The following is a 26029-nucleotide window of genomic DNA, read 5'->3' as shown; positions in this document are numbered from 1 at the left end:
CTCTCTCGGCCGGTCGGGGACCGGTCACCGAGCCGAAATGACGCCGACGCTGTTCTTCAGCTGGAGCACCAGCTGCGGGTTGAGCGCGGAACCGGCACGGTTGGCGAACAGCGTCATCTCGTAGGCGATGTTGCCGAGTTTGGCCTCCTTGTCGGCGACGACGCCGAGGACGGCGCCGCTGCCGATCGCGGAGACGAGGACGTGGCCGCCCTCCAGGTCGATGATGACCTTGTTCAGGGCACCGAGACCGTAGTTGCCCGAGGCGCCGGCGGCCAGGCTGGTGATGCCGGAGACGATGGCCGCGAGCCGCTCGGAGTGGGCCTTCTCGCGCAGTTCCGCCACGGCGATCAGCAGACCGTCGGAGGACACCGCGATGGCGTCGACGACACCCGCGGTCTCCGTCGCGAAACGGTTGAGCAGCCAGTTGAAATCGGCCGCGGCTGCCTGCAGTTCGGCCGGCGTGGTGCCTCCCCTGGGAGTTTCACCTGTCGACGTACTCACTGCTCCGCTCCTTTCGGGAGATTGTTCCGGTCGTGCGGGTGGTTCGCGTCCGTGAGGCGCAGGCCCGAGAGGGTGTCGCTGTCCCGGTTGGCCTGCTCCACGGCGGCCTCGAACTCTTCGAGGGCCGAGCGGACGGCGTCCGCGTCGGCGGGCCGGGGGGCCTGCCTGGCGGCTTGCTGGGCGGCGTCGTCGGCGCCCGTACGAAGGGTGGCGCCCTTGACCCGCCGGCGCAGGGGGCGGGAGCCTCCGGGGGCGGTGTCGAGGGCGGCGGACTCGCCCGCCGGGGCGTGGTGGGTGAGGGGCGGGGGAGCCGTGGCGGCGGCCGTCACCGTCTCGTACCTGGAGACCCGGCGCGGCAGCGGGGCGATCTCGTCCTCGGTGCGCAGGTGCTCGGACACGGGCGGCTCGGGTCTGCTCAGGGTGATCGACGGGCGCGGTCCGGAGTCCGAGGCGGCCCAGGAGGGAGCCGGACGGCGCTGCTCCTCCCCGGACTCGAGAGCCCTCGAACCGGCGGGCGCGAGCGCCTTGTCGGGCTCCGCGTGACCTTCCGCGCCATCGCCGGAGGCCAGCGCGCTCATGCGCAGCAGCAGCGTCGCCGGGATGGTCACCTCGGCCGTCACACCGCCGCCCGGTGTGCGGGCCAGCGTGACGTCGATGTCCCAGCGGCGGGCCAGCGTACCGACCACGAACAGACCGAGCACCTTCGTCGGCACCAGGTCGAGGCGCTCACGGCGGATCAGCCGGGCGTTCTCCTCGGCGATGCGGTCGGCGCTCATCCCGAGACCGTGGTCCGCCACGACGATCAGCGCGTCGTCGCCGTCGGTGCGGACGACCACCTCGACGGGGCTGCCCGCGGGCGAGAACGAGACCGCGTTCTCCAGGAGTTCGGCCACCATCAGCGTGAGGTCGCCGATGATGTCCGGCTCCACCATGATCTCGGTGTCGGCGCGCAGCGAGACCCGCTGGAAGCCCTCGATCTGGCCGAGCGCGGCCCGCACCACGTTGGTGAGCTCGGTGGGTCCGCCGTCGAGCACGGTCTCGCGGATGCCGGCGAGCAGCATCAGACTGTCCGCGTTGCGGCGCAGGCGTACGGCGATGTGGTCGATGGAGTAGAGGCGTTCGAGGAGCGCCGGGTCGGTCTCGCCGCGCTCCACCGCGTCGATCAGCGCGAGTTGACGGGTCGTCAGGTTGCTGACGCGGCGGCCGACGTTGCCGAACATCTCGGCGACGTTGCGGCGGCTGATCACCTGGCGGGCCAGCAGCGCGGCGGCCGTGGTCTGCACGTGGTTGAAGGCCTCGGCGAGGTCGCCGATCTCGTCCTTCGCGGTGACCGGCATGTCCCGCAGCATCGGCGGGCCGTCGTCCTCGGCGTCGTCGTCGGCCACGCGGGCCAGTTCGCGGCCCGCGACCTCGGCGACCTGCTTGGCGGCACCGGTCAGGGCCTGCACCGGGCGGACCACCGAGCGGCGCACGACCACCACGAAGAAGAGCCACAGCGCGAAGCCGATGAGCGAGAGGTTCAGCAGCAGCCCGGCGCGCCAGGAGGCGGAGCTGGACGCGTCGTCGGCGCGGGTGGCGATCTGCCCGATCAGCGAGTTGGTGATCTTCAGCCGGGCCTCGGCCTGCTGCGGGTAGTTGGGGTAGTCGCTCATGGCGTCCGCGAACGCCTTGCGGACCGCGCCGGGCGACTCGGCCTGGAGCCCGCTGGGGTCGATCTGCAGCTCGGCGTAGGCCTCGGCGATCTCCCGCTGCGGGGCGGTGTGCTCGATGCCGGACAGCTGGTCGGCCTGGGTCTCGGTGGCGAACCGGGCGAAGCGCGAGGCCTGGTAGGTGTACAGGTCGTAGGAGCCGACCGCGTTGGTGAACTCGATGAGCGCGTTGCTGTCGCCGGTCGTCGCGGAGAACACGCTGGTCTCGAACGAGCTGTGGGCGGCATCGGCCCGCAGTACGGAGTCCAGCAGGTTGCCGGTGAAGGTGGTGGCGAGGTTCGCGTTGTGCTCCAGGTCGAGCCCGTCGATCAGGCCGTCCGAGGCGCTGGTGTACGCGGGGTCGATGTTGTCGGCGGGCAGATAGCTCTGCTCGACCGTCTTGCGCAGTGTCTCCAGGCCGTTGATCTCCCTGAGGGCCTGTGCCTCGCCGGCCGGCAGCCGGTCGCCGAAGGCGTCGCGCACCTTCTCGACCTGCTGGTCCACGGCCTGCTGGGCCTTGCGGTAGGCGCTCTGCGAGGGCGTGCCGCCGTCGTTGGTGGCCTCGAAGCGGACGGAGAGCAGGATGGCCTGCTGGTGCTCCGCCTCCACGAGGTTCACCAGCTCGGCGACCTGGCCGCTGTCCCGCACCAGCTGGGCCGCGTCGCTCGCGTCCGTCGACTGCCCGAGCTCATCCGCGATGAGATACGCCAGCAGCACCGCGACCACCGAGAGCGGCACGCCGACGAGCAGATTGAGCTTGCGCCTGAAGGGCCAACGGTCTGCGAAGCCCCGTATGGACACCAGGCCTCCTTCGTGGGGTGTTGTCACGGTACGCGCAGCGACACACGTGACTGTTTTTGATCGAAGCGGCCCCCGCACACCGCTGTGACCGACGCCAACTCCGGGGAGACTACCGCCTCTTCGATCGATCAAGTACGTCGCCCTACGTCAAGAATCAATTACAAAGCGCCCGTGTTCGTGACCGGTCTGTTTACGTTGCCTTCACAACTGGGCACTCATTGAGGCCAATCGGTGACCAGACTTCTCTTGACTGACCAAGAACCGGCTGGATTGGATCAGCGGAGTGCGGCATTCACGCCCCGCGCGTGGACGCCACAGCCATGCCTGCACGCCTGTGCCAACATCCAACCCCGGAACGGGAATTGTGACTTCTAAAGCGAAGAACAGCTGGTCCAGCACTAGGTACCCCGGCGCGGCGGCCATCGCCCTCGCCGCCACGGCTGCGCTTGTCACGGGATGTGGTTCGTCCTCCGACAGCAAGTCCGACAACCCCCTCTCGGGCGGCAAGGCCAGTGGTGACACGGTCGTCGTCGGCTCGAACAACTTCGCCGAGAGCATCCTGATCGCCGACATCTACGGCGAGGCCCTCAAGGCCAAGGGCGTCAAGGTCACTTACAAGCCGAACATCGGCAGCCGCGAGACGACGTACGGCCTGCTCAAGAACGGCTCCATCACGGTGCTGCCCGAGTACAACGGCGCCCTGCTGGCCTACCTCGACCCGAAGGCCGCCCCGGCGACCCTCGCCGCGACCACGGCCGCGATCAACGCCAAGCTGGACTCCAAGCTGACGCTGCTGGACCCGGCCGCCGCCGAGGACAAGGACACGGTCACCCTCAACGCGGAGACCGCGAAGAAGTACAACCTCACGTCCGAGTCCAGCATCGGCGACCTCAAGTCCATCGCCAAGGACCTGGTCATCGGCGCCTCGCCGGAGTTCCAGACCCGGCAGCAGGGCCTGGTGGGCCTGAAGTCGGTCTACGGCCTGGAGTTCAAGTCCTTCAAGGCGCTGGACGCGGGCGGCCCGCTGACGGCCGCCGCGCTGAAGAAGAACACCGTGCAGGCGGCGGACCTCTTCAGCACGGACCCGACCATCGCCAAGGAGAAGCACGTCACGCTCCAGGACCCGAAGCGGCTCTTCGGTTTCGAGAACGTGCAGCCCCTGGTCTACAAGAGCGGCCTCTCCGCCGCCGGTGTGGCCGCCCTCAACGCGGTCTCCGCGAAGCTCGACACGGCGACCCTGCTGGACCTCGACACCCAGGTGGGCTCGCAGAACAAGGACCCGCTGGACGTCGCGAAGGCCTGGCTGAAGACGGCCGGCCTGAGCTGACCTTGACGGACGACCGGCGCGGGTGCGTCCGCGCCGGTCAGCTGTCGCAGACCCGCCGGTACGGCAGCTCGGGGATGTACAACGACCATTCCTCGCGGGTGAGTTCGCGTCCTACGCGCTTACAGACGGAGCGGGCGACCAGGGCGGGGGCGAGCGGGGTCGTGGCCAGGTAGGTCGCGTTGACGAGGCCTTTGTCGGAGAAGCCTTCATAGGTGCTGTAGAGATGCCGGCCCGTCCGGTCCAGGGCCATGGTAGCGAACGGCACCCAGCGCCATGCCGTCGGCAGCGGTGGACCGAGTTTGCGCAGGGACCCGAGATCCCACAGCTGCACGCTCGTTTCGAGGGGGTCCAGGACGGCCAGAGTGGAGCTGTCCTGGGAGATCGCAAGCATGCCGCCCTGGGACAACGTTCCCAAACCCTGGGAGTAGGCGTTGTCCCCGTCCAGAGCGACGAGCTTCCTGGTGAGCGTCCCGTCCCACAGTGCCAGCCCGCCGGCGTAGTCGGTGGCGGCCAGCAGCTTCCCGTCCGGGCTGAAGGCCGCCTGCGTCGCGATGTCGTACTGAGCGAGCTTGACATGGCGCGTGCGGCCCGTGCCGAGGTCGATGACCTCTCCCGTCTCCGTGACCAGCCGCCGCCCGTCCGGGGAGAGGGCCAATGGGGCTCCGCTGCCGATGGGTGACGCCCAGACCAGGCGGCCTGTCGCCGTGGCACGCGCCTCGACCGCGTGGTGCGAGGACAGCACCACAAGGACACTGCCGTCGCCGCTCAGCAGGAAGCCGCTGTCGGGACGGAGTCCCTTCCCTTCGAACGGGACGGCGAACACGATCGTTCGCAGGAAGCGATGAGTGCGGGTCTCCCAGACTCCGGCCGTCCCGGACCGGGGATCGGCGAGGGCAAGGAGGCGGCCGTCGTCGCTGAGGGCCATCGGAACGGCCTCGGGCGGGCCGGACCGTTTGCCCGGGCGGACGGTGGCGGTGATCGGGCGGCCGAGGAGTCCGCCGGACGCGGGATCCTCGATGCGTACGGTGGTGTACCCCCGGGCGGCGACCTGCCGGGCCAGGACCCGTCCGTCGTCGCACAACAGGGTGCTTCCGGCGGGGGTGCTCCGTCGGCCCACGACGGCGCCGGCCAGCAGGTCCACCGACCTCAGGGCTGGTCCCGCGTCCGCAGTGCGGACGAAACGCACCGTGCGGCCGTTGTCGCTGAGGGCCAGTGCCTCGGCACCCTCCCTGTCCAGGGGGTAGACGGCCCGGGCAACGGCCCCCTGCTCGACGGCGTCGGCCTCGAACAACTGGATCTGCCGGTCGTCGGCCACCGCAAGAGCCTTGCCGTCCCGCCGGAAGGCCAGTGTGACCAAGAAGGCGTTCGGCCTGTCGGCCGTGAACCGCATACCTGCGTACGCGGGATCCTGTCCACCGGTGTCGGTACGCCAGACCCGGACGTCTCCGAAGCCGTAAGGGCCGGTGTGGACGAGCCCCGCCAGACGCGAACCGTCGTCGCTGAACCTGAAGGAACCGGCGTGGCATTCGGTGATGTCGGTGTGCGCGACGAGCGGACGCCCCACTCGGCGTGCCGATGCGATGTCCCACATTTCCAGTGGCCCGTCCCACGCGCATAGGGCCAGGCGTCCGGTACGGGAGAGGTCGGCCTCGACCCCGACGGACGGAGGGTAGCCGCGGGGGATCCGGGCCAGCAGTCGGTGCGTCGGCACGTCCCACACCTGGACATCGTGATCGTCCTTCAGCACCAGGGTCTTTCCGGCGGTGCCCAGAGCCAGCACTTCGTCCTCCTCGGTGCCGAAGACTCCGGGGACGGCGCCTCCGCCGGTCCAGACTCTGACCCCGTCGACGGTGGACACGGCCACGGCGTCCCCGGCGGGGCTCAGAGCCGTACTCGGGAACTTTCCCGACGGCTCGGTCAGGTGTCGCTCCTGACGCAGACGATGGGTTGTGGCGTCGTAGATCCGCAGCACGCTGTTCTCCGTGAGCCCGAGCAGTGTCGATCCGTCCCGGCTGAGCACGCTGTTCATCCGCGGCAGCGTGAACGTGTCGGCGTCCTGCTGCGCCGCGGCCGACAGCAGCCCGCTGCGTGCCTCGAACACCGAGGACACCCGCCACGCCGCGACGTTCAGCAGCATCGCCGCCTGCGGATCGAACTTGCGCAGCGAATCCGCGCGGGCCGCCACGTTCCGGGCGGTGGTGTCCCGCTTCTGCTGGGCGATCACCCGGGCCCGGTAGGCGTTCGACCGGCTCTGCTGCCAGGTGAGGACCCCGGCGGCCAGTGAGAAGAGCAGCAGGGTTGCCACGACCCCGGTGAGATACCGCCGTCGCCGCGCCCTGCGCTGTTGCTGAAGTGCCGAGACCTCGATGAACTCCCGTTCCAGCGGGGTCAGTTGCAGGTGGGGCATGGCCTCGGCGGCCAACTCTCCCGCCCGTGCGAGCTGTTCGCCCTGGTGCAGCGCGGAGCGGGCCCGTCCCTCGGACTCCCAGCGCAGCGCTGCGGCGCCCAGGCGGCGGTGGTCGATCAGCCGGTCCCGGTCGGCGCGTACCCAGCCCCGGAGCCGGGGCCAGGCCCGCAGTAGGGCGGCGCTGATCGGCTGGACGGTCGGGCCGTCCCGGGTGAGCAGGCCCGCCGCGCTGAAGGCGTCGAGCGCCCTGCGTACCGGAACCGAGTCGCCGGGGTGGCCCGCGTCCAGGATCTCCCCGATCCGGCAGGCGCGTACGGAGTCCTGCCTGCCCTGCGAATCGTCTCCGGGCTGGACCAGGCGGAGGAAGACCGACCGGGCAGCGGCCTGGGCGGGGGGATCCAGCCGGCAGTAGGTGTGCTCCGCGATGGTGCCGAGCGGCAGGTGGGAGACGGAGACGCCCGCGGAGGGCTGGACCACGACCGCCCGGCCGCTCCGGCCGTCGGCCGCGAGATCCCGCACGGTGTCGAGACCCTCGATCACCAGTCCGTGCAACAGCCGCAGAGCGTCGGGCCGTTGGTCCGGATCCTTGCTCAGCGCGGCCGCGGTGAGGGCGCGCAGCGGATCGGGCAGGGCGGTGAGGTCAGGATGGTGGTCGCCGACTCGCCGGGTGACCTCGCCGAGGGTCTCCGCCCAGAAGGCGTCCCGGCCCGTTGCCGCGAAGAAGATGGTGGCGCCCCAGGCGAAGACGTCCGCCTCGGGGCCGGCCTGGCCGCCGTTCAGTACTTCGGGTGCCATGTAACAAGGGGTGCCGGTGAGGCCGCCGGCGGTGAGGGTCATGTCCGCCGTCCGCGCGATGCCGAAGTCGATGACCCGCGGCCCGTCGGGGCCCAGGATGACGTTGTCCGGCTTGAGATCCCGGTGCACGACACCGGCCTGGTGGATCGCCGCCAGCGCGGTCGCCATGGCGATGGCGAGTCGGCATACGTCGTCGCCCACCAACGGCCCGTCCTCGGTCGCCTTTGCGCGCAGGCTCGGGCCCGGCACGAACTCGCTCACCAGGTACGGCTGTTCGCCCTCGACATCGGCGTGCAGCAGCCTCGCGGTGCAGAACGGCGCGACCCGTTGGACGGCCTGTGCCTCCTTGAGGAGCCGGCCGCGCGACTCCGGGTCCCCGGCTGCTTCGGGACGCAGCACCTTGACCGCCACGCGGCCGCCCGAGTCGTCGTAGGCCTCGTACACGATGCCCTGGCCGCCGGACCCCAGCCGGCCGGCCACCCAGTAGTTGCCCACCTTCGGCGGGTCGCCGGGCAGAAGGTGCTCCCGTCGCATGCCGTACCCCCGTCCCCCTTGCTGGATGGGACGCATCCGTGAGACATCCGGTTTCGGCCGCTTTCCGTGGATGGGGGCCGTACCGTGGTGTTCTGACGGTCACTTGGGGGAGTGATGGCGGATACCGATACCGAGACTGATCTTGTCGCGCGGCTGTTCTTCGGCCGTGACGACGCGGAGAACGACAACGAGAGCGGACTACTCCAGGTCGGCTTCCGCCCCAACTCCGCCTATGACGCGGCCCTTTCGGGCCGTAAGTCGCTGATCATCGGGCGCAAGGGTTCCGGGAAGAGCGCCATCTGCATGCGGCTGATGGCGCCGGGCGTCTACTCGGGAGCCACGGTGCTGATCACTCCCGACGACGCAGCGGGTGAGGAGATCCGCCGCTTCGAGCTCCAGGGCCTGACCGCCGACACCGCCAAGTCGCTGATCTGGCGGTATGTGTTCGCGGTCCAGGCGGCCCGGTACCTGGTACGGCACGTCGGCCGACACCGCCGGATCACCCCGCCGAGCGTGCGCGTCCTCAAGAGGTTCCTGCGGGCGAGCGGCGAGGGCGACGAACTGCGCCTCTACGACCGCCTGTTGAACGGCCGACAGGGTCTGCAGTCCTCGCTCGCCCTGGAGGCCTTCGGCGTGAAGGCATCTGTAGACCTGGCCGGTTCCTCGGAGGGGGCCAGGGCCGACCGGCAGCTCAGGGTCCTGGAGAACGGGGTCCTCGCGGCGTTCAAGGAGCTGGGCTGCGGGCCCCGGCACGAACCGCTGCTGCTCCTCGTCGACCAGGTCGAACAGGTGTGGTCGCTCGACCCCGACAGCAATTCCATGGTGGTGGGCCTGCTGTTGGCCTCCAAACACGCGGCGGTCACCTTCCGGCAAGCGGTGCGGTGTGTGCTGTTCCTGCGCTCCGACATCTACGACAGCCTCACCTTCGGCAACGCCGACAAGTTCCGCGGGGACGAGGCCCGCCTCGGCTGGACCTACGAGGACCTGTACGACGTCTCGCTGATCCGGGCCCGCGCCTCGCTCAAGGTTCCACTCACCCCGGAGCAGCTGTGGGGCGAGGTCTTCCCGGCCCGCGTCGAGGGCGAGAAGACCGCCGACTACCTGTTCTCCCGGGCGCTGCCCCGGCCCCGGGACGCGATCCAGTTCCTGAACTTGTGCCGGGACACCGCGAAGGAGCGCGGCCACCGCAGGATCCGCGAGGCCGACGTCGTGCTGGCCACCATGCAGTTCTCGCAGTGGAAACTCCAGGACCTGGCGAGCGAGTATCTGGTCAACTACCCCTTCCTCGGCAGGCTGTTCGCCATGCTGGAGGGAGCCGGGTTCGTGGTGCTGCGCAGCGCCCTGCAGCAGCGCTTCGACGCCCATCAGGAGGCGCTGCACCGGCAGTTCCCCGAGTACGCGGAAGCGCTCACGCTGGAAGGCACCCTCGACACGCTGTTCGCGGTGAGCTTCCTGGGCGTCAAAAGGGGCAACGGCGTGGTGTACGGCGGCGGTTCGCAGCTCCCCGTCCAGCCGCACGAGACGGAGTTCCACATCCATCCCTGCTTCCGGCCGGCTCTCAGCGCGCTCACCCCCATCGAACTCCACCCCTACAACCCGCGCGCCCGGGCCTACCGGCTGGAGTCCCAGCAGGTCACCCAGCTGTTCTCACCGGACGCGGGATTTGTCGTCGGCCGTGAGTTCGCCCTGCTGGAGAGCCTCCTGACGTCGTGCGAGCGGATCCTGCGACAGCTCACGCGAGCCGAACTCCCCGAAGAGGTGAGGGGCGAGGTGTCGCGTCAGGTCGGCCGCATCCTGAGCGAGGCGTCGGCGGTGCGCGAGCGGCTTCGCGCGGGGGAGTACGTGAACGTGGACTCGCACGTGGTGGAGGCCGCGGACTACCTCGGCGCCCTGGCGGGTGGCCTCGTCGCCCACGGGATCGGAGAAGAGGACCGGACGGGAGGCTCGTACGTCGTCCAGCGCATCCAGCGGGAGGCGGCCACCTTGATCAGGGCCGTGGGCGGGGCGGCCGGGGGGTCGCTCGGGGGCGGCGAGTAGAACTAAACCCCTCGCCGCCCCCGGCACGGTCAATACCCGACGCGGAACGTCGCGTCCTGCTGCTCGGTGCTCGTCGAGATCGGGTCGATGCGCAGCACGTAGTTGGAGTGCCGGATGTAGCGGGTCGGGTTGTTGTACGACCGGAAGGACGCCCACGTGGAGTCCGCGAGGCCGGCGGTCCGGTAGAACGTGGCGTCCCCGGCGAACGTCGATGTGCCGTCGTTCACGTCGAGTTGGAGCGCGTAGTTGTAGTGCCGCAGATACCGGGTCGGGTAGTTGACCGACTGGAAGGACACTCCCGCGCTGTCCGCGAGACCCGGCACCAGCGTCCACTGCGAGTCGGTGTACGGGTCGAAGGCGTACTCGTCGATCCGCCCGACGAAGTTGGAGTGCCGGACGTAACGGGCCGGGTAGTTGTAGGACTTGAGACGGTTCCAGGCGGGCGTGCCCCACTTGGCGACCAGGTTGTTGTACTCGGCCGCGGTGATCGGCTGGATCCCGCAGTGCTTGGAATTGAGCGGCTGCGTGTAGAGCTTCTGGTCGACGGCAGTCCAGGTGCCGGCGGCCAGACTGCCGGACTGCCAGGCGTAGAAGACGCCGTTGGGGTCCCAGGTGTCGCCCCACAGGTACCAAGTGGAGCTGGAAGCAAGGGACTTGACCAGGGTCGGCGCCTCGGTGCCGTTGTGCGAGACCGCGGTGCTGAACTCGGTGAAGCTGCCCGGGTCCAGTGACGTGGACTTCGCGCCGACCAGCGTCGAGTTCTTCTTGAAGTAGAGGTAGTTGACCCCGTTCACGCCCACCGCGAGATCACCGTCGATGACGTCGTAACCGGGGTCGAAGAACACCTGCGGATCCCCGGCGGTCACGAAGTCGCTCGTGTAGTTGACCATGATCACGTTGTGGCCGCTGTCGTTGACGGCCGAGTAGATCACCCCGTACTGCCCGCGCCCCGCGTCCCAGTACGACTCCGGCGCCCACGCGTGGGTGTCCAGGCTGTGCACCTTCATCCGCCGGTAGCCGGTGAAGGTGCGCAGATCGGTGGAGTCCCAGACATGGATGTACTGGCTGACGTACGACCAGTCGGTGCCGTTGAGGTCCGTCGCGAGGACCACGAAGGTGCCGTCCTGCTTGCGCAGGATGAAGGGGTCGCGCAGACCGAGGGAGCCCGCGGTCGGAGTGGCGACGGGCGCGTTCTGGTTCAGCGGGGTCCATTGCAGACCGTCGAGGCTGACGGCCAGGTGCAGGCCGTAGTTGGCGCCCAGGAACGTCGGCGACTCGGTGAAGTAGCACATGACATAGGCCGAGTCGGTCGCCGCCGCCGCGCTGCCGGCGCCGAGGGTGAGCGCGCCGGTGGCCGCGAGGGGGAGGGTCGCGGCCATGCCGAGGAACAGGCGGCGGGAGGGGTGGGGGAGAGGGGGGACGGCCATGTGTTCTCCAGGGTGCGAGTGGGGTGCGAGTGGGGTGCGAGCGGCCCATCGTTCTGAAAGGAGTTCGATATACCGAACGAGGTTCGGTAAGTCGATCAGAAGGTAGAGATGGGGCGCGTGCGCGTCAATCACACGGTCGTGCTTGGCCGGTTCTCGTCGTTCACGTAGGCGTCGGCTACGAGCCCCCTGTGTGGATCAGCAGTTCCGTCCGCGCCCTGGCCGCCGCCCCGACCGCCACCGCGTCACCGCCCAGCCGGGCCGGCAGCACCCGCACCGGGTGACCGCTCACCGGCGGCTCCAGCGCCAGCGTCTCCCGCACGGCCGCCCCGAGCAGCGCCCACGACCGGCTGACACCCCCGCCGATCACGCACGTCGTGACATCCAGCAGCCCCGCCGTGATCAGCAGCGCACGGGCCACACCCCGGCCCGCCTCCCGGTACACGGCGAGCGCGTCCGGATCGCCGCCGAGAGCCGCCTCGGCGACCGCGCGGGCGCTACGTTCCACCCCCGTCCGCTCCCCGTACCGCGCCGCGATCGACCGCCCCGACGCCAGCGTCTCCAGATGCCCCCGGCCGCCGCACGTGCACGGCAGCTCGCCGAACCCCGGCACATGACCGATCTCGCCGGCCGCCCCGCGCGGCCCGTCGTAAAGGGCGCCATTCAGCCACAGCGCGCCACCCACCCCGGTGCCGAGCGTCATCGCGAGCACGTTCTCCTCGCCCACGACGGCGCCCTTCGCGACCTCCCCGCGCAGAAACGCGTTGACGTCGTTGTCGAGGAACGCCGGTACGTCCAGAGCCTGTTGGACAGTCGCCGTCACCTCGAACCCGGCCCAGTCACGGAACGAGTCGCTCGCCACGAGGATTCGCCCAGCCCGTACGTCCACGAGCCCGGCCGCCCCGACCCCGACCCCGAGCAACCGGGCGGGCGTACGGCCCAGCAGCAGCCGCAGCGCCAAGAGCGCGGCGCCGACCATCGCCGCCCCGCCCTCGCTCGCCGGGGTCGGCACCTCCACCCGGTCCAGCACATCGAGCCGGTCCGTGCACAGCACGACCTGAGTGGTGGTCCCGCCGATGTCGAATCCGGCGATCACCTGGTGAGCCCCGCTCACGCGCCGGCCTCCGTCCCCGACGCCACCCGGCGTTCTCTGCGCTCCCGTTGGACCACCGGATCGGGCACCGGCACGGCGGCGATGAGCCGCCGCGTGTATGCGCTCTCCGGATGCAGCAAGGTGCTCATGGTCGCCCCCTGTTCCTCGACCCGCCCGCCCCGCATCACGACGACCCGCCCCGCGAACCGCTGCACCACGGCCAGGTCGTGCGACACGAAGAGACACGCGAACCCGAGCTCCGCCTGCAACTCGGCGATCACCTCCAGCACGGTCCGCTGCACACTCACGTCCAGCGCGCTCGTCGGCTCGTCCGCGACCAGCAGCCGGGGTTCGAGCACGAGGGCCCGGGCAAGACTCACCCGCTGCCGCTGCCCACCGGACAGCTCACGTGGCCCACGCCTCGCCAACTCCCTTGGCAGCCGCACCAGTTCGAGCACCTCGGCAACCCGCTCGCGCCGCTCGACGGCTCCCATGCCACGCCGGTGCACCCGCAACGGCTCGGCGACGCACTCCGCGACACTCATCCGCGCGTCCAGCGAGGCCACCGGATCCTGGAGCACCACACCGACCCCGGCGAGCAGGGCCCGCCGCGCCCGCCCCCGCGTCCTGCGCAGATCGGCCCCGAAGAGCGAGACGTCCCCGGACTCCGGCGCGACCAGGCCCAGCGCCACTCGCGCGGCGGTCGACTTCCCCGACCCGGACTCACCGACGAGCCCCACGGTCTCCCCGGCCCGCACGGTCAGCGACACGTCGTCCAGCGCCCGCACGGCACGCGGCCCCCGCCCGAACCGCACGCCCACGCCCCGGAGTTCGACGACGGGCGCCCCCTCGCTCTGCCGGCGTACGGCACCCACCGGCTCGCTCACGGCCAGCCGGGGCACGGCCGCCAACAACTTCCGCGTGTACTCGTGCGTGGGCCGCAACAGCACGTCCTCCACCGCTCCCGTCTCCACGATCTCCCCCTCCAGCATCACGGCGACCCGGTCGGCGAAGTCGGCGACGACCCCCATGTTGTGCGTGACCAGCAGCACGCCCGTCCCCGAGTCGACGGCCAACGCCCGCAGCAGATCGAGGATTTCGGCCTGCACGGTGACATCGAGCGCCGTGGTCGGCTCGTCCGCGACGAGCAGCCCCGGCGAGTTGGCGATGGCCATGGCGATGACGACCCGCTGCCGCTGCCCGCCGGACAACTGGAACGGAAACGCGGAGGCCCGCCGCTCGGGATCGGGAATCCCGACCCTGCGCAACAGCTCGACGGCTTCGCCGGCCGCCTCCTGCCGCGACACGTCCCGATGATTCCGTACAACTTCCGCTATCTGCCTGCCGATTCGGGTCAGCGGATCGAGTGCGGTGGCCGGCTCCTGGAACACCATCGAGGCCGTACGTCCACGCAGTCGCGCGAGTTCGGCCTCACCGGCGCCGACCACATCCGTACCGCCGACCGAAACGCCCCCGGACGCACGGGCGTTGCCCGGCAGCAGCCCGAGGGCGGCGAGTGCCACGGTCGACTTCCCCGACCCGGACTCACCCACCAGGGCCAGCGTCTCGCCGGGCGCCACCCGCAACGAAACCCCGCGTACGGCGGGCACGTCACCGCTCTCGGTCGAGAAGGTGACGCCCAGATTCTCCATCTCCAGGATGTCGTTCATCCGCGTCCCTTCACGTCGAAGGCGTCCCGCAGTCCGTCACCGATCGCGTTGAACGCGCACACGACGAGGATGATCGCGAGACCCGGCGGCACGATCAGCCACCAGCGCCCCGAGTAGGCGGCCGTCAGCCCGGCCGAGAGCATGCCGCCCCAGTCGGTCGCCGGCGGCTGGACTCCCAGTCCCAGATAGGACACATAGGCCACGAGCAGGATCGCGTCGGCGACCTGGAAGGTGGCCGCGACGACGATCGTCGACACCGAGTTGGGCAGGATGTGCCGGGCGATGGCCCGTCCGTGGCTGCCGCCGATGGCCCGCAGGGTCAGCACATAGTCCCGCCGCTTCAGGGTCAGCGTCTCGGCCCGCACGAGCCGCGAGGGCACGAGCCAGGACACCAGCCCCAGAATGACGATCAGCCCCGGCACACCGGGAGTGGTGATCGCGGACACGACGAGCAGGATGAACAGCGCGGGGATCGCGATCCCCGCATCCACGACCCGCATCATGACGGCGTCCACCCATCCACCGGCATACCCGGCGACCGACCCCCAGAGCGTCCCGATGACGGTGGCGAGCACCCCGGCGGCAAGCCCGACGAGCAAGGACACCTTCCCGCCGTACATGAGCCGCCCCAGCTCGTCATGCCCGACGGCATCGGTACCGAGCCAATGGCCCCCGCTGGGCGAGAGGTTGACCTGGGTGAGATCGGTATGGGTCTGATCGGTGGAGTAGAGGAGAGGCCCGAGGAAGCAGAAAAGAAAGAAGAGGGCGACTAGGACGATCCCGGCAACGGCAAGCTTGTTGCGCGCGAAGCGCGCTCTCAGGGGCGCGGGGAACTGCGCGACCAGCCCCCACCGACCGGCACTTTGAACACTCATGTCGTGGCCCCTTTCACGCGAGGATCCACGATCCGTTGCACGACATCGGCGAGCAGCGTCCCCACCACAGTCGCCACAGAGATCACCAGCACACACCCCAACAGCACCGGATAGTCGGACGACTGGGCCGCACTCCAGAACAACAGCCCCATCCCCGGGTAGTTGAAGAGCTGCTCGACGACCAGCGCCCCACCGAACAGCACCGGCACGTAGTACCCGAGCATCGCGATCACCGGAGTCAACGAGTTCCGGAACACATGCTTGAAGAGGATCGCCCGCTGCCGAGAACCCCCCGCCCGAGCCGTCCGGACGTAGTCCTCGGACAGGTTCTCCAAGGTCGCCGCCCGCATGTACCGACTGAACACGGCGACCATCGAGGCCGCCCCCGTCACCACCGGCAGCACCAACGCCACGGGATCCGCGAAGACTTGAGCGACCGTGTCCCCCTGCGGCGCCTGCGAAGGAAACCACCGCACGACCTGCGTGAAGACCATCACCAGCACAAGTCCGAGGAAGTACACGGGAGTCGAGTACGCCACGAAGCTCAGCGTGGTGATGACGTAGTCGGCCGGCTTGTTCCGCCGCACCGCCTGCCACATGCCCAGCGGAAGAGCGAGCACCAGCCCCACGACCGCCGACAGCACGGTCAACACCAGTGTCTTCGGCAGCCGTTGCCCGATGAGCTGGGACACCGCCTCGTTGAGGGTGTACGACGTGCCGAGGTCGCCGTGCAGCAACTGCCGCAGGTAGTACAGGTATTGGACGGGCAGCGGCCGGTCGAGCCCCTGGTCGTGGTTGAAGAGCGTGATCTGCTGGGGCGTGGCCTGCGGCCCGAGGATCCCGCGTGCGGGACCCCCGGGCAGCGCGTGCAGCAGACCGAAGACCACGACCGTCACGATGAGGATGACGACCAGCGCCTGGGCGATCCGCCGGGTCAGATACAGGAGGGTGTCCATGCCTCAGCTGGTCCACTTCCACTGTGCCGGGTGGAAGTTGGCGAGCGGGTCCTGGGAGAAGCCGCCGAGGCCGTTCTTGACGACGGAGATCTGGTAGTCGGGCTCGGGCAGCCAGATCACCGGCAGGTCCTTGGCGAGGGCCGCGCTGTAGTCCTGGACCGCCTGGGTCGAACTCGACGTCGTGGACGCGGAGATGAGCTGGTCGACGTCGGCGTTGGAGTAGTTGCCGAAGTTCGCGCCGCCCTTGGTCTGGAAGAGCGAGTCACCGGTCGGGAAGGCGGGGAAGTACCAGCTGCCCGCCGTACCGAAGTAGGACAGCTGCCACTTGCAGATCGACTGCGAGGCCGTGCACTGCGGGGTCTGCGACAGCACGGAGTTGACCGGCGCGGTCTTGATGGAGAACTTGATGCCGGTCTTCGCGAGCGAGGACTGGATCGCGCTCATCATGTTGTCGGTCACGGTCGAACCGGACTGCGACAGCACCTGCATCTGGAACTTCGTCCCCTTGGCGACCCCCGCACCGCACTGGGCGGCTCCGGTGCCTGGGCTCGTGCAGGTCATGACCCCGCCCTGCTCGCTCCAACCATGGCCGGTGAGCAGCGACTTGGCGGCCGAGGTCGAGAACGGATACGGGTCGCTCTTCTGCGTGGCCGACAGGAACGACGAGGTCTGCGCCTGCGGGACCGGCCCGTACCCGGGCACCGCCGTCCCGTTGAAGACGACCTTCGCCAGAGTGCTCTGGTCGATCGACCGCTGTACGGCCTGCCGGGCGTAGAGCTGCTTGAACACCGCACCCATGGCAGGGTTGTTGAAGTTGTACGGCATGTAGGTGATCGCCCAGCCCGACCACGGCTTCACGGTGTAACCCTGTGCGGTGAAGCTGTCCTTCTGGTCGAGGTCGGTGGCCTCGATGTAGCCGTAGTCGACGCTCCCGGAGCGCAGCGCGTTCTTCTCGGCGTCCGCCGTCGTGAAGGGGAGGAGGTTCACGGTGGGGATGCCGGCCTTCTCGCCGCCGTCGTACTTCGGGTTGGCGGCCAGGACGACCTTGCCCGCCGTGGAGAAGGACTTCACGGTGTACGGGCCGCTGACCGTCTTCCACAGGGCGTTCGTGGCGTACCCGTTGATGTTCTTCGCCGCGCTGTTGAGGTACGTCCAGTCCTTCTTGGCGTCCCCGGCCTTGTCCCACACGTGCTGAGGGAGCGGGTTGATCAGGCTCAGCTCGTTGGCCAGCATCCACTGCGGGTTGTAGGCCTTGTCGAAGGTGATCGTGAAATGGCGGGCGTCGACGGTCTTGAAGGACGTCCAGTTGTCCGGCGCCTTGCCGGGGTTGTAGCCCGCCCACTGCGCCTTGTTCGCCTTGATGAGGTCGAACCAGAACTTCACGTCGGCGGAGGTGATCGGCTTCCCGTCGCTCCACTGCCGCTCGCCGAGGGTGATCGTGACGCTCTTGTTGTCGGCCGCGAAGTCCGCCGCGGTCGCGACCGAGCCCTTCTTGTTCCAGCCCATCGTTCCGGTCGAGCCGTCGTAGGCGATCAGCGGTTCCCACAGGGCGTTCGCGATGGAGATGTTATTGGTGTTGAGGTGGGCCGCGGTGCCGATCGGGAGGATCCAGTTCGGGGTGAAGTTCGCGGGCAGCGCGTAGTTGATCGAGTCGTGCGACCCGGAGGACGACGTACCGCTCGACCCGGAACAGCCCGCGAGCAGCAGCGCGGCCGAGGTCAGGGAGGCGCCGGCGAGGAGTCTCTTGCGGACAGGGGACATGGTTCTCCTCGGAAAAAGAGGGGCGGAGGCGGGAGTGAGGACAGTCAACGACCCCTGTGGGCGAAGAAACAGGCGTGCCGCTGTAAAAAGCCTGTTACTGCCGTTCTGGAAAAAGCGCACAGGGCATGCGGGTGACTTACGCTCGTCGCCCCGACCGCCGATCCGGAAGTAACTTCCTTCATGCCTGAAAAAAGTGCCCATCGCCGGAAGAGCACCTCGGGCGTCTCCTCACTGGCCGAGCACGTCCTCGAACTCCTCGCCTCCGGGCAGGCCGCGACCCGCACCGACCTCGCCGAACTGCTGGGCGCCGCGCCCTCGACGATCTCCCTCGCGGTGAGTCAGCTGGTGTCCCTGGGCCTGGTCGCCGAGCACGGCACCCGCTCCTCCACCGGCGGCCGGCCGCGCAAGGTGCTCCGGCTGGGCGGCAGCGACGGCTTCGCGGTCGCGGCCGAACTGGGCGGCAAGCACGCGCACGTGGGGGTCGTCCTCCCCGGCGGCGGCCTCACCGACGTGTCGACCGTGCCCTTTCCCACGGCGGACGGTCCCGAGGCGGCGCTGCCGGGCCTCGCCGACACCCTCCAGAGCCTCGCCGAGCGACGCGGCCCGGAACTGCTGCGCGGGGTCGGCCTCTCGCTGCCGGGCCCGGTCGACGTCGCCGGCGGCGTCGTGACGCTCCCGTCCCGGATGCCCGGCTGGAACCGGTTCCCGGTCCGGGCCTGGCTGGAGGACCGGTTCGGCGTCCCGGCGGCCATCGAGAACGACGCCAACTGCATGGCCGTCGGCGAGCACACCGTGCAGCCCGCCGAGCGCCGCCAGTCGATCATGGTCAAGACGGGCACCGCGATCGGCGCGGGCGTCATCGCCGACGGCCGCCTCTACCGCGGCGGCACCGGCGCGGCGGGTGAGATCACCCACGTCCGCGTCGAGGCCGCCCACGACATCCCCTGCTCCTGCGGCAACACCGGCTGCCTGGAAACGGTCGCCTCGGGCGCAGCCCTGGTCCGCATCCTGCGCGGCCACGGCCTCGACGTGACGACCACGGAGGACGTCGTACGCCTCGCCACCGACTCCCACCCCGAGGCAACCCGAGCCGTCCGCCAGGCCGGCCGCTACCTCGGCCAAGTCCTGGCGGCCAACGTCAACTTCTTCAACCCGGACGCCGTGTATCTGGGCGGCATCCTCTCGACCCTGGAACCCTTCGTCGCGGCAGTCCGCAGCCAACTCTACGAAGGCTGCCACCCGTTGGTGACGGAGCACCTGGTGATCGAACGGGCCAGCCTGGGCGCGGACGCAGGGCTGGTGGGCGCCGGCCAGTTCGCACTGCAACGGGCCCTGGCGCAGGCATTGCAGACGGTCACAGACAAAACGCGGTGACTTGTCCTTTTAGGGGCGCGGGGCTGTATCAATTTGCGGCTCCGCCGCGTGGGCGCGACCAGCCCCCACGCACCCGCACCCGACACACAACCTGGAGCCCCCATTGCCTTCTTCACGTCCTGTCATCGCCATCGCAGGCCTCGGCATCGAATCCTCGACCTTCTCCCCGGCCCGCACGGAAGCCCCCGCCTTCCACCCCCAACGAGGCCCCGAAGTCCTCACCCGCTACCCCTTCCTCGCCCCCGGCACCCCGCTCAGGGAAGCCGCCGACTGGCAAGGCGCCCTGGTCGGCAAGGCCCTCCCCGGCGGCACCGTGACGTCCACCGCCTTCACCGCCCTCTCCGACGAACTCATCGACCGGCTAAGGGAATTGGGCCCCCTGGACGGCCTCTGGTACGACATCCACGGCGCGATGACAGTAGAGGGCATGGACGACGCCGAGGCCCGACTCCTCACCCGCATAAGGGAAACCGTCGGCCCGGACACCCTCGTATCGACCTCCATGGACCTCCACGGCAACGTCTCCCGAGAATTGGTCCACGCCACCGACCTGATCACCTGCTACCGCATGGCCCCGCACGAGGACGCCATGGACACCAAGGAACGCGCCGCCCGCAACCTCGTCGACCTTCTGGCGAGCGGCGCCCCCCGCCCGGTCAAGGCGTGGATCCCGGTCCCCGTACTCCTCGCGGGCGAGCAGACCTCCACCCGTATCGAACCGGCACGGAGCGTCTACGCGGCCGTAGAAGACGTAGAAGCCACCGACGGAATCACCGACGCGGCGATCTGGGTCGGCTACGCGTGGGCCGACGAACCCCGCAACCGCGCCGCGGTGGTCGTCACCGGCCAGTCCGAACCCCAAGTCACCGCAGGCGCCGAACAGTTGGCGCGCAACTTCTGGGACGCCCGGCACGACTTCGCGTTCGTCGCCCCGACCGGCACCCTGACCGAGTGCCTGGACGAGGCCCTCGCCTCGACCGCCCGCCCGTACTTCATCAGCGACACCGGCGACAACCCGACCGCCGGCGGCGCGGGCGACGTCACCTGGGGCCTCCAACAGGTCCTGGAGCGCCCGGAGTTCAAGAACGACGACGGCCCTACGGTCATCTACGCGTCGCTGCCCGGACCGGCCGCGGTGGACACGGCCGTAAAAGCCGGCGTCGGCGCCACCGTGACCGTCACGGCGGGCGCGGAGGTCGACGACCGCCACGCGCCCCCGCTGACCCTCACCGGTGTCGTCCACTCGGTCCGCCACGGCGACCGGGACGCCGAGACCGAGGTGGTGCTCAAGGTGGGCAGCGTGTACGTGATCCTGACCCGGCTGCGGAAGCCGTACCACCACGAACACGACTTCACCGACCTGGAGTTGGCGCCGCGCGCGGCCGATCTCGTGCTCGTGAAGATCGGCTATCTGGAACCCGAGCTGTTCGCCATGGCCGCCGACTGGAAGATGGCGCTCACCCCGGGCGGGGTCGACCAGGACCTGGTCCGGCTCGGCCATCACCGCATCCGGCGGCCGATGTTCCCCTTCGACCGGGAGATGGCCGAGCCGGACCTCTCGGCCCGGATCATCGCCTCCTCGGACGAACCGCTCAGCGGGGCGGACGAGTGAGCCTGCCGCCCCCGCCGTCCTCGATGGCCGCCTCGATCAACTGGTCCAGCAGCGCGATCAGTACGTTCCGGCACGAGTCGCGTTCGCGGGCGTCGCACAGCAGCACCCGGACGTGCTCAGGGAGCGCCAGCGCGTCGCGGACCGCCTCCGCCGGGTACGGGTGTTCGCCGTAGAAGCCGTTCACGCCCACCACGAAGGGGATGCCCCGGCGTTCGAAGAAGTCGACGGCCGCGAAGCTGGACTTCGGGCGGCGCACGTCGATCAGGACCACCGCGCCGAGGGCGCCGAGCGCCAGGTCGTTCCACATGAACCAGAAGCGCTGCTGGCCCGGGGTGCCGAACAGGTACAGCACCAGGTCCTGGCCTATGGTGATGCGGCCGAAGTCCAGGGCCACGGTGGTGGCCCGTTTCTCCTCGATGCCGTCGAGGTCGTCGACGGCCAGGCTCGCCGAGGTGAGCGGTTCCTCGGTGCGCAGCGGCGCGATCTCGCTCACCGAACCGACCATGGTGGTCTTGCCGACGCCGAAGCCCCCCGCGATCAGGATCTTGACCGTCTCGGGCGGCGCGGGTGCCGGAGCGATGGTGTCAGAGCCGGCCAAGGCCCTCCCTCACTTTCTGCAGCAGGTCCATGTCCGGGCTGGTACGGGAGACCGGGTGCGGCGGACGGGCCGTGATCAGGCCCGCCTCCAGCAGGTCGCAGAGCATGATCACTACCACGCTCACCGGAAGGTCGACAAGGGCCGCGACCTCCGCCACCGCCAGCGGCTCCGCGCACAGCCGCAGGATGCGGGACTGTTCCGGCTGCGGCCGGGGCGCCCGCGCGGGCGCCGGGTCGACCGCGGTGACCGTGGTGATGAGGGTGAAATCGGCGCGGCTGGGCCGGGTTCTGCCACCGGTCAGCGTGAACGGTCGTACCAGCCGTCCCGCCGCGTCGCCACCGCTCACCTCACTCGCCGGAGCCGGCCGCGGGGCCGACGCCCGCCCGCGGCGCGGCGCTGAGATGCTCGCCTATCTTCTTCACCAGCATGTTCATCTGGTACGCCACGACCCCGACGTCCGCGCCCGGACCGGTCAGCACGACCAGGTGGGCGCCGGGGCCGGCCGAGGTGAGGATCAGATAGCTGTTCGCCATCTCGATCAGCGCCTGGCGCACGGGACCGCCGCGGAAGTCCATGCTGACCCCCTTGCTGAGGCTCATCAGCCCGGACGCGGTGGCCGCGAGCCGCTCGGCGTCGTCGCGCAGGAACCCGGTGGACTTGCTGACGACGAGGCCGTCCTCGGACAGCACGACGGCCTGGTTCACCTCGGCCACCCGGTCCACGAGTCCGGTGAGCAACTGGTCGAGTTGGGTGTGCGTGGCGGGCACGGGACGTGTCATGGCGGAGTCCTTCATGAGCGGTCGGCGGGCGGATTCGAGGAGGCGGCTGCTTCCTCCCGGTCGTACTGCGACGGCGCGTCGTCGTCGAGGGAGTCACGCGCCTGGAACGTGCCGCGCTGGAACCCGGCCAGCGAGGAAGCCGCACGTTCCGCGGTGAAGTCTTCCAGTTCACCGTCCTCCTCGGCCGGTCCTGCCTCCTCCCGCAACTCACTGGCCAGACTGGTCTGCGGCACCCGCCGTGGCAACGGGGCGAGCCCGCCGAGATCGGCGGTGACCGGCGGCTCGGCGGACCGCGCCGGGGGAATGGCGGGCAGCGCCCCGGCCGCGGGGCCCGGCAGCTCGGCCGCCTGCTCGGCCGCGGCGGCGACCCGCTCCACGGTGACGGCCTCGTCGGCGCCCTTCGCGGCGACCGGCGCCGGCTCCTCCAACGGCTCGGGTACGACGATCTCGTGCGGGATCAGCACGATCGCGGTGGTGCCGCCGTACGGCGAGGAGCGCAGCGTCACCGCGATGCCGTGCCGGGTGGCGAGCCGGGCGATCACGAACATGCCCAGGCGCAGGTCGTCGGCGAGGGCGACGACGTCGAACTGCGGGGGTATCGCGAGCTGTTGGTTGAGCGAGGCGTAGTCCTCCTCGGACATGCCGAGCCCGCGGTCCTCGACCTCGATCACCAGACCCTTGGCGACCATCGCGGCCCGCACGCCGACCGGGCTGGGCGCGGGGGAGTACACCGTCGCGTTGTCGATCAGCTCGGCCAGCAGATGGATCACGTCGGCGACCGCGGGCGGCGCGAGGCACACCTCCTCCTCGGTGTGCACCTCCACCCGCTGGTACTCGGCGACCTCGCCGACGGCACTGCGCAGGATGTCGATCAGCGCGACCGGCTCGGTCCAGCTGCGGCGCGGCTGCTCACCGCTGATGACGACGAGGTTCTCCTCGTAGCGGCGCAACTGGCTTGCCGTGGAGTCCAGTTCGTACAGGCCGCGCAGCACCTCGGGGTCGTCGTGCCGGCGTTCCAGCTGGTCGAGCTTGGTGAGCTGGAGGTTGACCAGGTTCTGGCTCTGCCGGGCGATGCCGAGGATGACCTTCTGGAACCCCCGCCGGGTGTCGGCGAGTTCGATCGCGGTGTGCACGGCGGTGCGCTGCGCGGTGTTGAACGCCTGGGCCACCTGGCCGAGTTCGTCGCCGCCGTAGTCCAGCGGCGGGGTCGCGGACTCCACGTCGATCTTCTCGCCGCGGTTCAACCGGGCGACCACGTCCGGCAGCCGGTCCTCGGCCAGGCCCAGCGTGGCCATCTTCAGACCGCGCAGGCGCCGCGACAGCGAGCGGGTGATCCGCCAGGACATGCCCACGCACAGCAGCAGGGCGGCGAGTCCGCCCGCGCTCAGCGAGGCGGCGGTGACGAGCAGGCTGTGCGCCTTGTCGGAACTGCGGTCGAGGAGCCCGGCCGTCTGCTGCCTGATCATGACCGTGTACTGGTCGCCGACCTCGGTCAGCGCGGAGTTCCACTCCTTCTGCAGGTTCGGCAGGGTGACCCGGCCGTCCGGGCCGCCGCTCGTGGTGCCGGCCGCGAGCACCTTGTTCTCCACCGACTCCAGGGTCTTCCACTGCGGGCTCAGCAGGACCCGTTCGACCTGGTCCTTCGCGCTGCCGGTGAACATGCCGACGATCTGGTTCTCGACCAGCCAGCGCCGGGCGTGCACCTGCTCCGCGAACGCCTCCCACGTCTTGTCGTCGAGGTGTCCGGAGGGCCAGTTCAGCGTCAGCTGCGCGTCCTCCACGGAGACCATCTCGGCGCCGCGCTCCAGCGTGATGAGCGGCCCGGCCTGCGAGGTGAGGTCGCCGTCGTCGACCTGGGACAGCGCCTGGAACGCCTGCATCTGGTCGTTGATGATCGAGGTGTACTGGTCCAGCACCTGCTGGGCGGTGATGTCGGAGGGCTTGTCCACCTGGTCCCGGTAGTACTCCAGGCTGTCCACCGAGGCGACGACCGAGTACATCCGGTCCCTGATGCGGGCCGGTGCCTTCTTGATCGCGCCGGACTGGCCCACGAGCCGGGCCACCGCCTTGTCCGTCTTGACCCGCTGCGCGTCCAGCGCGGCCCGCGAGCCGTGCGGCGAGGCCAGCCAGGCCGCCGACAGACTGCGCTCCTGCTGGAGCGCGAGCGCGGCCTCGGTGCCCATGGCGCCGGTCGACATGCTCAACTCGGTCTGCGAGCGCAGCCGCAGGCCCTCGGTGAACATCTGGGTCGTCGTCACGCCCCACATCGCGGCCAGCGTGACGCTGGGGACCAGGGCGAGCAGGATCAGGGAAAGACGTATGGAACCGACGCGGCGCCGGGCACCTGTCCGTGGAGACATCGTGGTCGTCCTCGCTACATCCTCGTACGAAGTGTCCGGTCAGCGCGTTCCGTTGGCCGCGTACTTCGCGACCGCGCCGACGTTCGTCTTCGTCACGAACGCCGGGCCGGTGAGCACGGGAGCCGCCCCGCCGCCACTGATGTTGCCGTTGGTCTTGTACAGCCACAACGAGTCCACGGCCAGATAGCCCTGCAGATACGGTTGTTGATCAACGGCGAACTGTACGTCCCCGCTCTGCACGGCCTTGACCAGGGCCGAGTTGAGGTCGAAGGTCGCGACCTTGGCCTTGCTGCCCGCCGCCTTCACGGACTTGACCGCGGACAGCGCGAAGTCGGCGCCCAGCATGACCACTTCGTCGATGCTGGGGTCCTGCTTGAGCCGTTCCGTGACACCCGCGCCCACGGCGTTCATGTCGGTGCCGTCCACGTAGAGGATGTCGGTCTCGCCGGTGAACGTCTTCTTCACGCCCGCGCAGCGCGCCTCCAGGGCGACATTGCCCCGCTCGTGGATCACGCACAGGGCGTGCTTGGCCTGGAGGGCGTCCAGTTTCTCGCCGACGGCGCGGCCCGCGACACTCTCGTCCTGCCCGAAGAACTCCAGGACACCGTCCGACTGCCAGGAGTCGATACCGGAGTTGAGGCCGACCACGGGGATGTCCGAGGCCTTGGCTTGGGCGATCGGCGCCTTCATCGCGTCCGGCTTGGCCAGCGTCAGCGCGATGCCGTCGACCCCGTCCCGGATCGCGTCCCGCACCAGCTCGGCCTGCCCGGTGGCGTCCGGGTCGCTCGTGTACGTCAGCTCGACGCCGTCCTTGGCGGCGGCGGCCTCGGCGCCCTTCTTCACCAGCACCCAGAAGGCGTCGCCCTTGCTCGCGTGGGTGACCATGGCGATCTTGAGGCGGCCGGTGCCCGCGGCACCGGCCGCGCCCGTGCCCGAACCGGACCCGGAACCACCGGTCCCGGAGCAGCCGGCGAGCAGCAGACAGACGGCGAAGGTGCCGGTCAGCACCGTGCCGCGTATGCGACGGAAGGGGGCGTGAGGTGAGGGAGGAGTGGTCATGGGGGGTGCGGCACCTCGCTGTGCGGCCGAGCTCGGGGGACGGGGAGAGTGCGCCCGGAGCCGTATGAGGTGCGCCGACCGGGTGACTCCCGCTGGGCCGGAGCCAATCGTGTGTGACCGCTGGTAGTCAAGTGAGCAGCGACCCGGAGTGAGTTGTTGCTGCCGCATTGTGATCATCTCGACGTCGTAAGGAGGTTGAGGAGGTTACACACGGGGGGACGGATGGTTACATCGGCAACTCGGGCTTCCCGTAAGGGACTTCATCGCCCCGAGGGGCCCCGGACGGCAGAAACCGGCGATCCCGGGGACCGCGCCGGAGGTGCCCTGGAGCGAGGCGCCGCGTGACCTACGGCGGACTCGGCATCCTCGTCACCGGCA

At 69.8% G+C, this 26029-nt stretch carries 18 protein-coding genes; 4 read left to right on the top strand and 14 right to left on the bottom strand.

From position 1 onward, the window contains the following. Window positions 1–24 precede the first annotated feature (24 nt). Both ACQHII_RS12370 and ACQHII_RS12365 read right to left on the bottom strand, forming a co-directional pair. Window positions 25–501, bottom strand: a complete 477-nt coding sequence (locus ACQHII_RS12370) for a roadblock/LC7 domain-containing protein (protein WP_381241660.1) — start codon at window positions 499–501, stop codon at window positions 25–27. After that, the gene (locus ACQHII_RS12365) at window positions 498–2990 is read right to left on the bottom strand and encodes an ATP-binding protein (protein WP_427919359.1); all 2493 of its coding nucleotides are present in this window, start codon (window positions 2988–2990) and stop codon (window positions 498–500) included. Before ACQHII_RS12365 ends, ACQHII_RS12370 begins: the two co-directional genes overlap by 4 nt. A gap of 364 nt (window positions 2991–3354) precedes the next feature. Here ACQHII_RS12365 and ACQHII_RS12360 point away from each other — a divergent pair, with 364 nt between their 5' ends. Then, entirely contained in the window at window positions 3355–4317 is a 963-nt protein-coding gene (locus tag ACQHII_RS12360) for an ABC transporter substrate-binding protein (RefSeq protein ID WP_427919358.1), read from the top strand. A 37-nt stretch (window positions 4318–4354) separates the two neighbouring features. Here the strand turns inward: ACQHII_RS12360 and ACQHII_RS12355 are convergent, their stop codons facing one another. Continuing rightward, on the bottom strand, window positions 4355–8053 hold the full coding sequence (locus tag ACQHII_RS12355) for a protein kinase domain-containing protein (RefSeq protein ID WP_427919357.1): 3699 nt from the start codon (window positions 8051–8053) through the stop codon (window positions 4355–4357). Window positions 8054–8167: 114 nt separating this feature from the next. On the opposite strand from ACQHII_RS12355, the gene ACQHII_RS12350 reads away from it, so the two are divergent. Then, a complete protein-coding gene (locus tag ACQHII_RS12350) occupies window positions 8168–10090 on the top strand; it encodes a P-loop ATPase, Sll1717 family (RefSeq protein ID WP_427919356.1) in 1923 nt (640 codons plus the stop codon). A gap of 29 nt (window positions 10091–10119) precedes the next feature. Here ACQHII_RS12350 and ACQHII_RS12345 read toward each other — a convergent pair whose 3' ends face one another. The 6 genes from ACQHII_RS12345 to ACQHII_RS12320 form a co-directional block, all read right to left on the bottom strand. Continuing rightward, window positions 10120–11517 carry a glycoside hydrolase family 43 protein gene (locus ACQHII_RS12345; protein ID WP_427919355.1) on the bottom strand — a complete coding sequence of 466 codons (1398 nt, stop codon included), beginning with the start codon at window positions 11515–11517 and terminating at the stop codon, window positions 10120–10122. Window positions 11518–11692: 175 nt separating this feature from the next. Then, on the bottom strand, window positions 11693–12628 hold the full coding sequence (locus ACQHII_RS12340; RefSeq protein WP_427919354.1) for an ROK family protein: 936 nt from the start codon (window positions 12626–12628) through the stop codon (window positions 11693–11695). Continuing rightward, the gene (locus ACQHII_RS12335; RefSeq protein ID WP_427919353.1) at window positions 12625–14277 is read right to left on the bottom strand and encodes a dipeptide ABC transporter ATP-binding protein; all 1653 of its coding nucleotides are present in this window, start codon (window positions 14275–14277) and stop codon (window positions 12625–12627) included. The genes ACQHII_RS12340 and ACQHII_RS12335 overlap by 4 nt, the downstream gene beginning before the upstream one ends. Continuing rightward, window positions 14274–15152 (bottom strand): ABC transporter permease, encoded by an 879-nt coding sequence (locus tag ACQHII_RS12330; RefSeq protein ID WP_427919352.1) that lies wholly within the window; start codon window positions 15150–15152, stop codon window positions 14274–14276. The genes ACQHII_RS12335 and ACQHII_RS12330 overlap by 4 nt, the downstream gene beginning before the upstream one ends. Continuing rightward, the gene (locus ACQHII_RS12325) at window positions 15149–16108 is read right to left on the bottom strand and encodes an ABC transporter permease (RefSeq protein WP_427919351.1); all 960 of its coding nucleotides are present in this window, start codon (window positions 16106–16108) and stop codon (window positions 15149–15151) included. The genes ACQHII_RS12330 and ACQHII_RS12325 overlap by 4 nt, the downstream gene beginning before the upstream one ends. 3 nt (window positions 16109–16111) lie before the next feature. Beyond that, window positions 16112–17869 carry a peptide ABC transporter substrate-binding protein gene (locus ACQHII_RS12320; RefSeq protein ID WP_427919350.1) on the bottom strand — a complete coding sequence of 586 codons (1758 nt, stop codon included), beginning with the start codon at window positions 17867–17869 and terminating at the stop codon, window positions 16112–16114. Window positions 17870–18049: 180 nt separating this feature from the next. On the opposite strand from ACQHII_RS12320, the gene ACQHII_RS12315 reads away from it, so the two are divergent. Further along, entirely contained in the window at window positions 18050–19243 is a 1194-nt protein-coding gene (locus ACQHII_RS12315) for an ROK family protein (protein WP_427919349.1), read from the top strand. A 103-nt stretch (window positions 19244–19346) separates the two neighbouring features. Next, window positions 19347–20855, top strand: coding sequence for a M81 family metallopeptidase (locus ACQHII_RS12310; protein ID WP_427919348.1), 1509 nt, complete (start codon window positions 19347–19349; stop codon window positions 20853–20855). Here the strand turns inward: ACQHII_RS12310 and ACQHII_RS12305 are convergent. From ACQHII_RS12305 to ACQHII_RS12285, 5 genes are read right to left on the bottom strand one after another with little or no spacing between them, the layout of a single operon-like run. Next, window positions 20836–21453: a GTP-binding protein gene (locus ACQHII_RS12305; RefSeq protein ID WP_427919347.1), complete on the bottom strand. Its 618-nt coding sequence runs from the start codon at window positions 21451–21453 to the stop codon at window positions 20836–20838. The genes ACQHII_RS12310 and ACQHII_RS12305 overlap by 20 nt on opposite strands. Next, window positions 21440–21799 carry a DUF742 domain-containing protein gene (locus tag ACQHII_RS12300; protein ID WP_019071425.1) on the bottom strand — a complete coding sequence of 120 codons (360 nt, stop codon included), beginning with the start codon at window positions 21797–21799 and terminating at the stop codon, window positions 21440–21442. The genes ACQHII_RS12305 and ACQHII_RS12300 overlap by 14 nt, the downstream gene beginning before the upstream one ends. Before the next feature lies 1 nt (window position 21800). Beyond that, complete coding sequence (locus ACQHII_RS12295; protein ID WP_266773724.1) at window positions 21801–22232, bottom strand: roadblock/LC7 domain-containing protein; 432 nt, start codon at window positions 22230–22232, stop codon at window positions 21801–21803. A gap of 11 nt (window positions 22233–22243) precedes the next feature. Next, on the bottom strand, window positions 22244–24592 hold the full coding sequence (locus tag ACQHII_RS12290; protein ID WP_427919346.1) for a nitrate- and nitrite sensing domain-containing protein: 2349 nt from the start codon (window positions 24590–24592) through the stop codon (window positions 22244–22246). A 39-nt stretch (window positions 24593–24631) separates the two neighbouring features. Next, window positions 24632–25651, bottom strand: a complete 1020-nt coding sequence (locus ACQHII_RS12285) for a substrate-binding domain-containing protein (protein ID WP_427919345.1) — start codon at window positions 25649–25651, stop codon at window positions 24632–24634. Window positions 25652–26029 lie beyond the last annotated feature (378 nt).

The organism is Streptomyces sp. cg40 (genome assembly GCF_050320165.1).
Lineage (GTDB): Bacteria > Actinomycetota > Actinomycetes > Streptomycetales > Streptomycetaceae > Streptomyces > Streptomyces hokutonensis.
The sequence above is the reverse complement of the archived record's forward strand: the minus strand, read 5'-3'. Positions and strand labels throughout refer to the sequence as shown.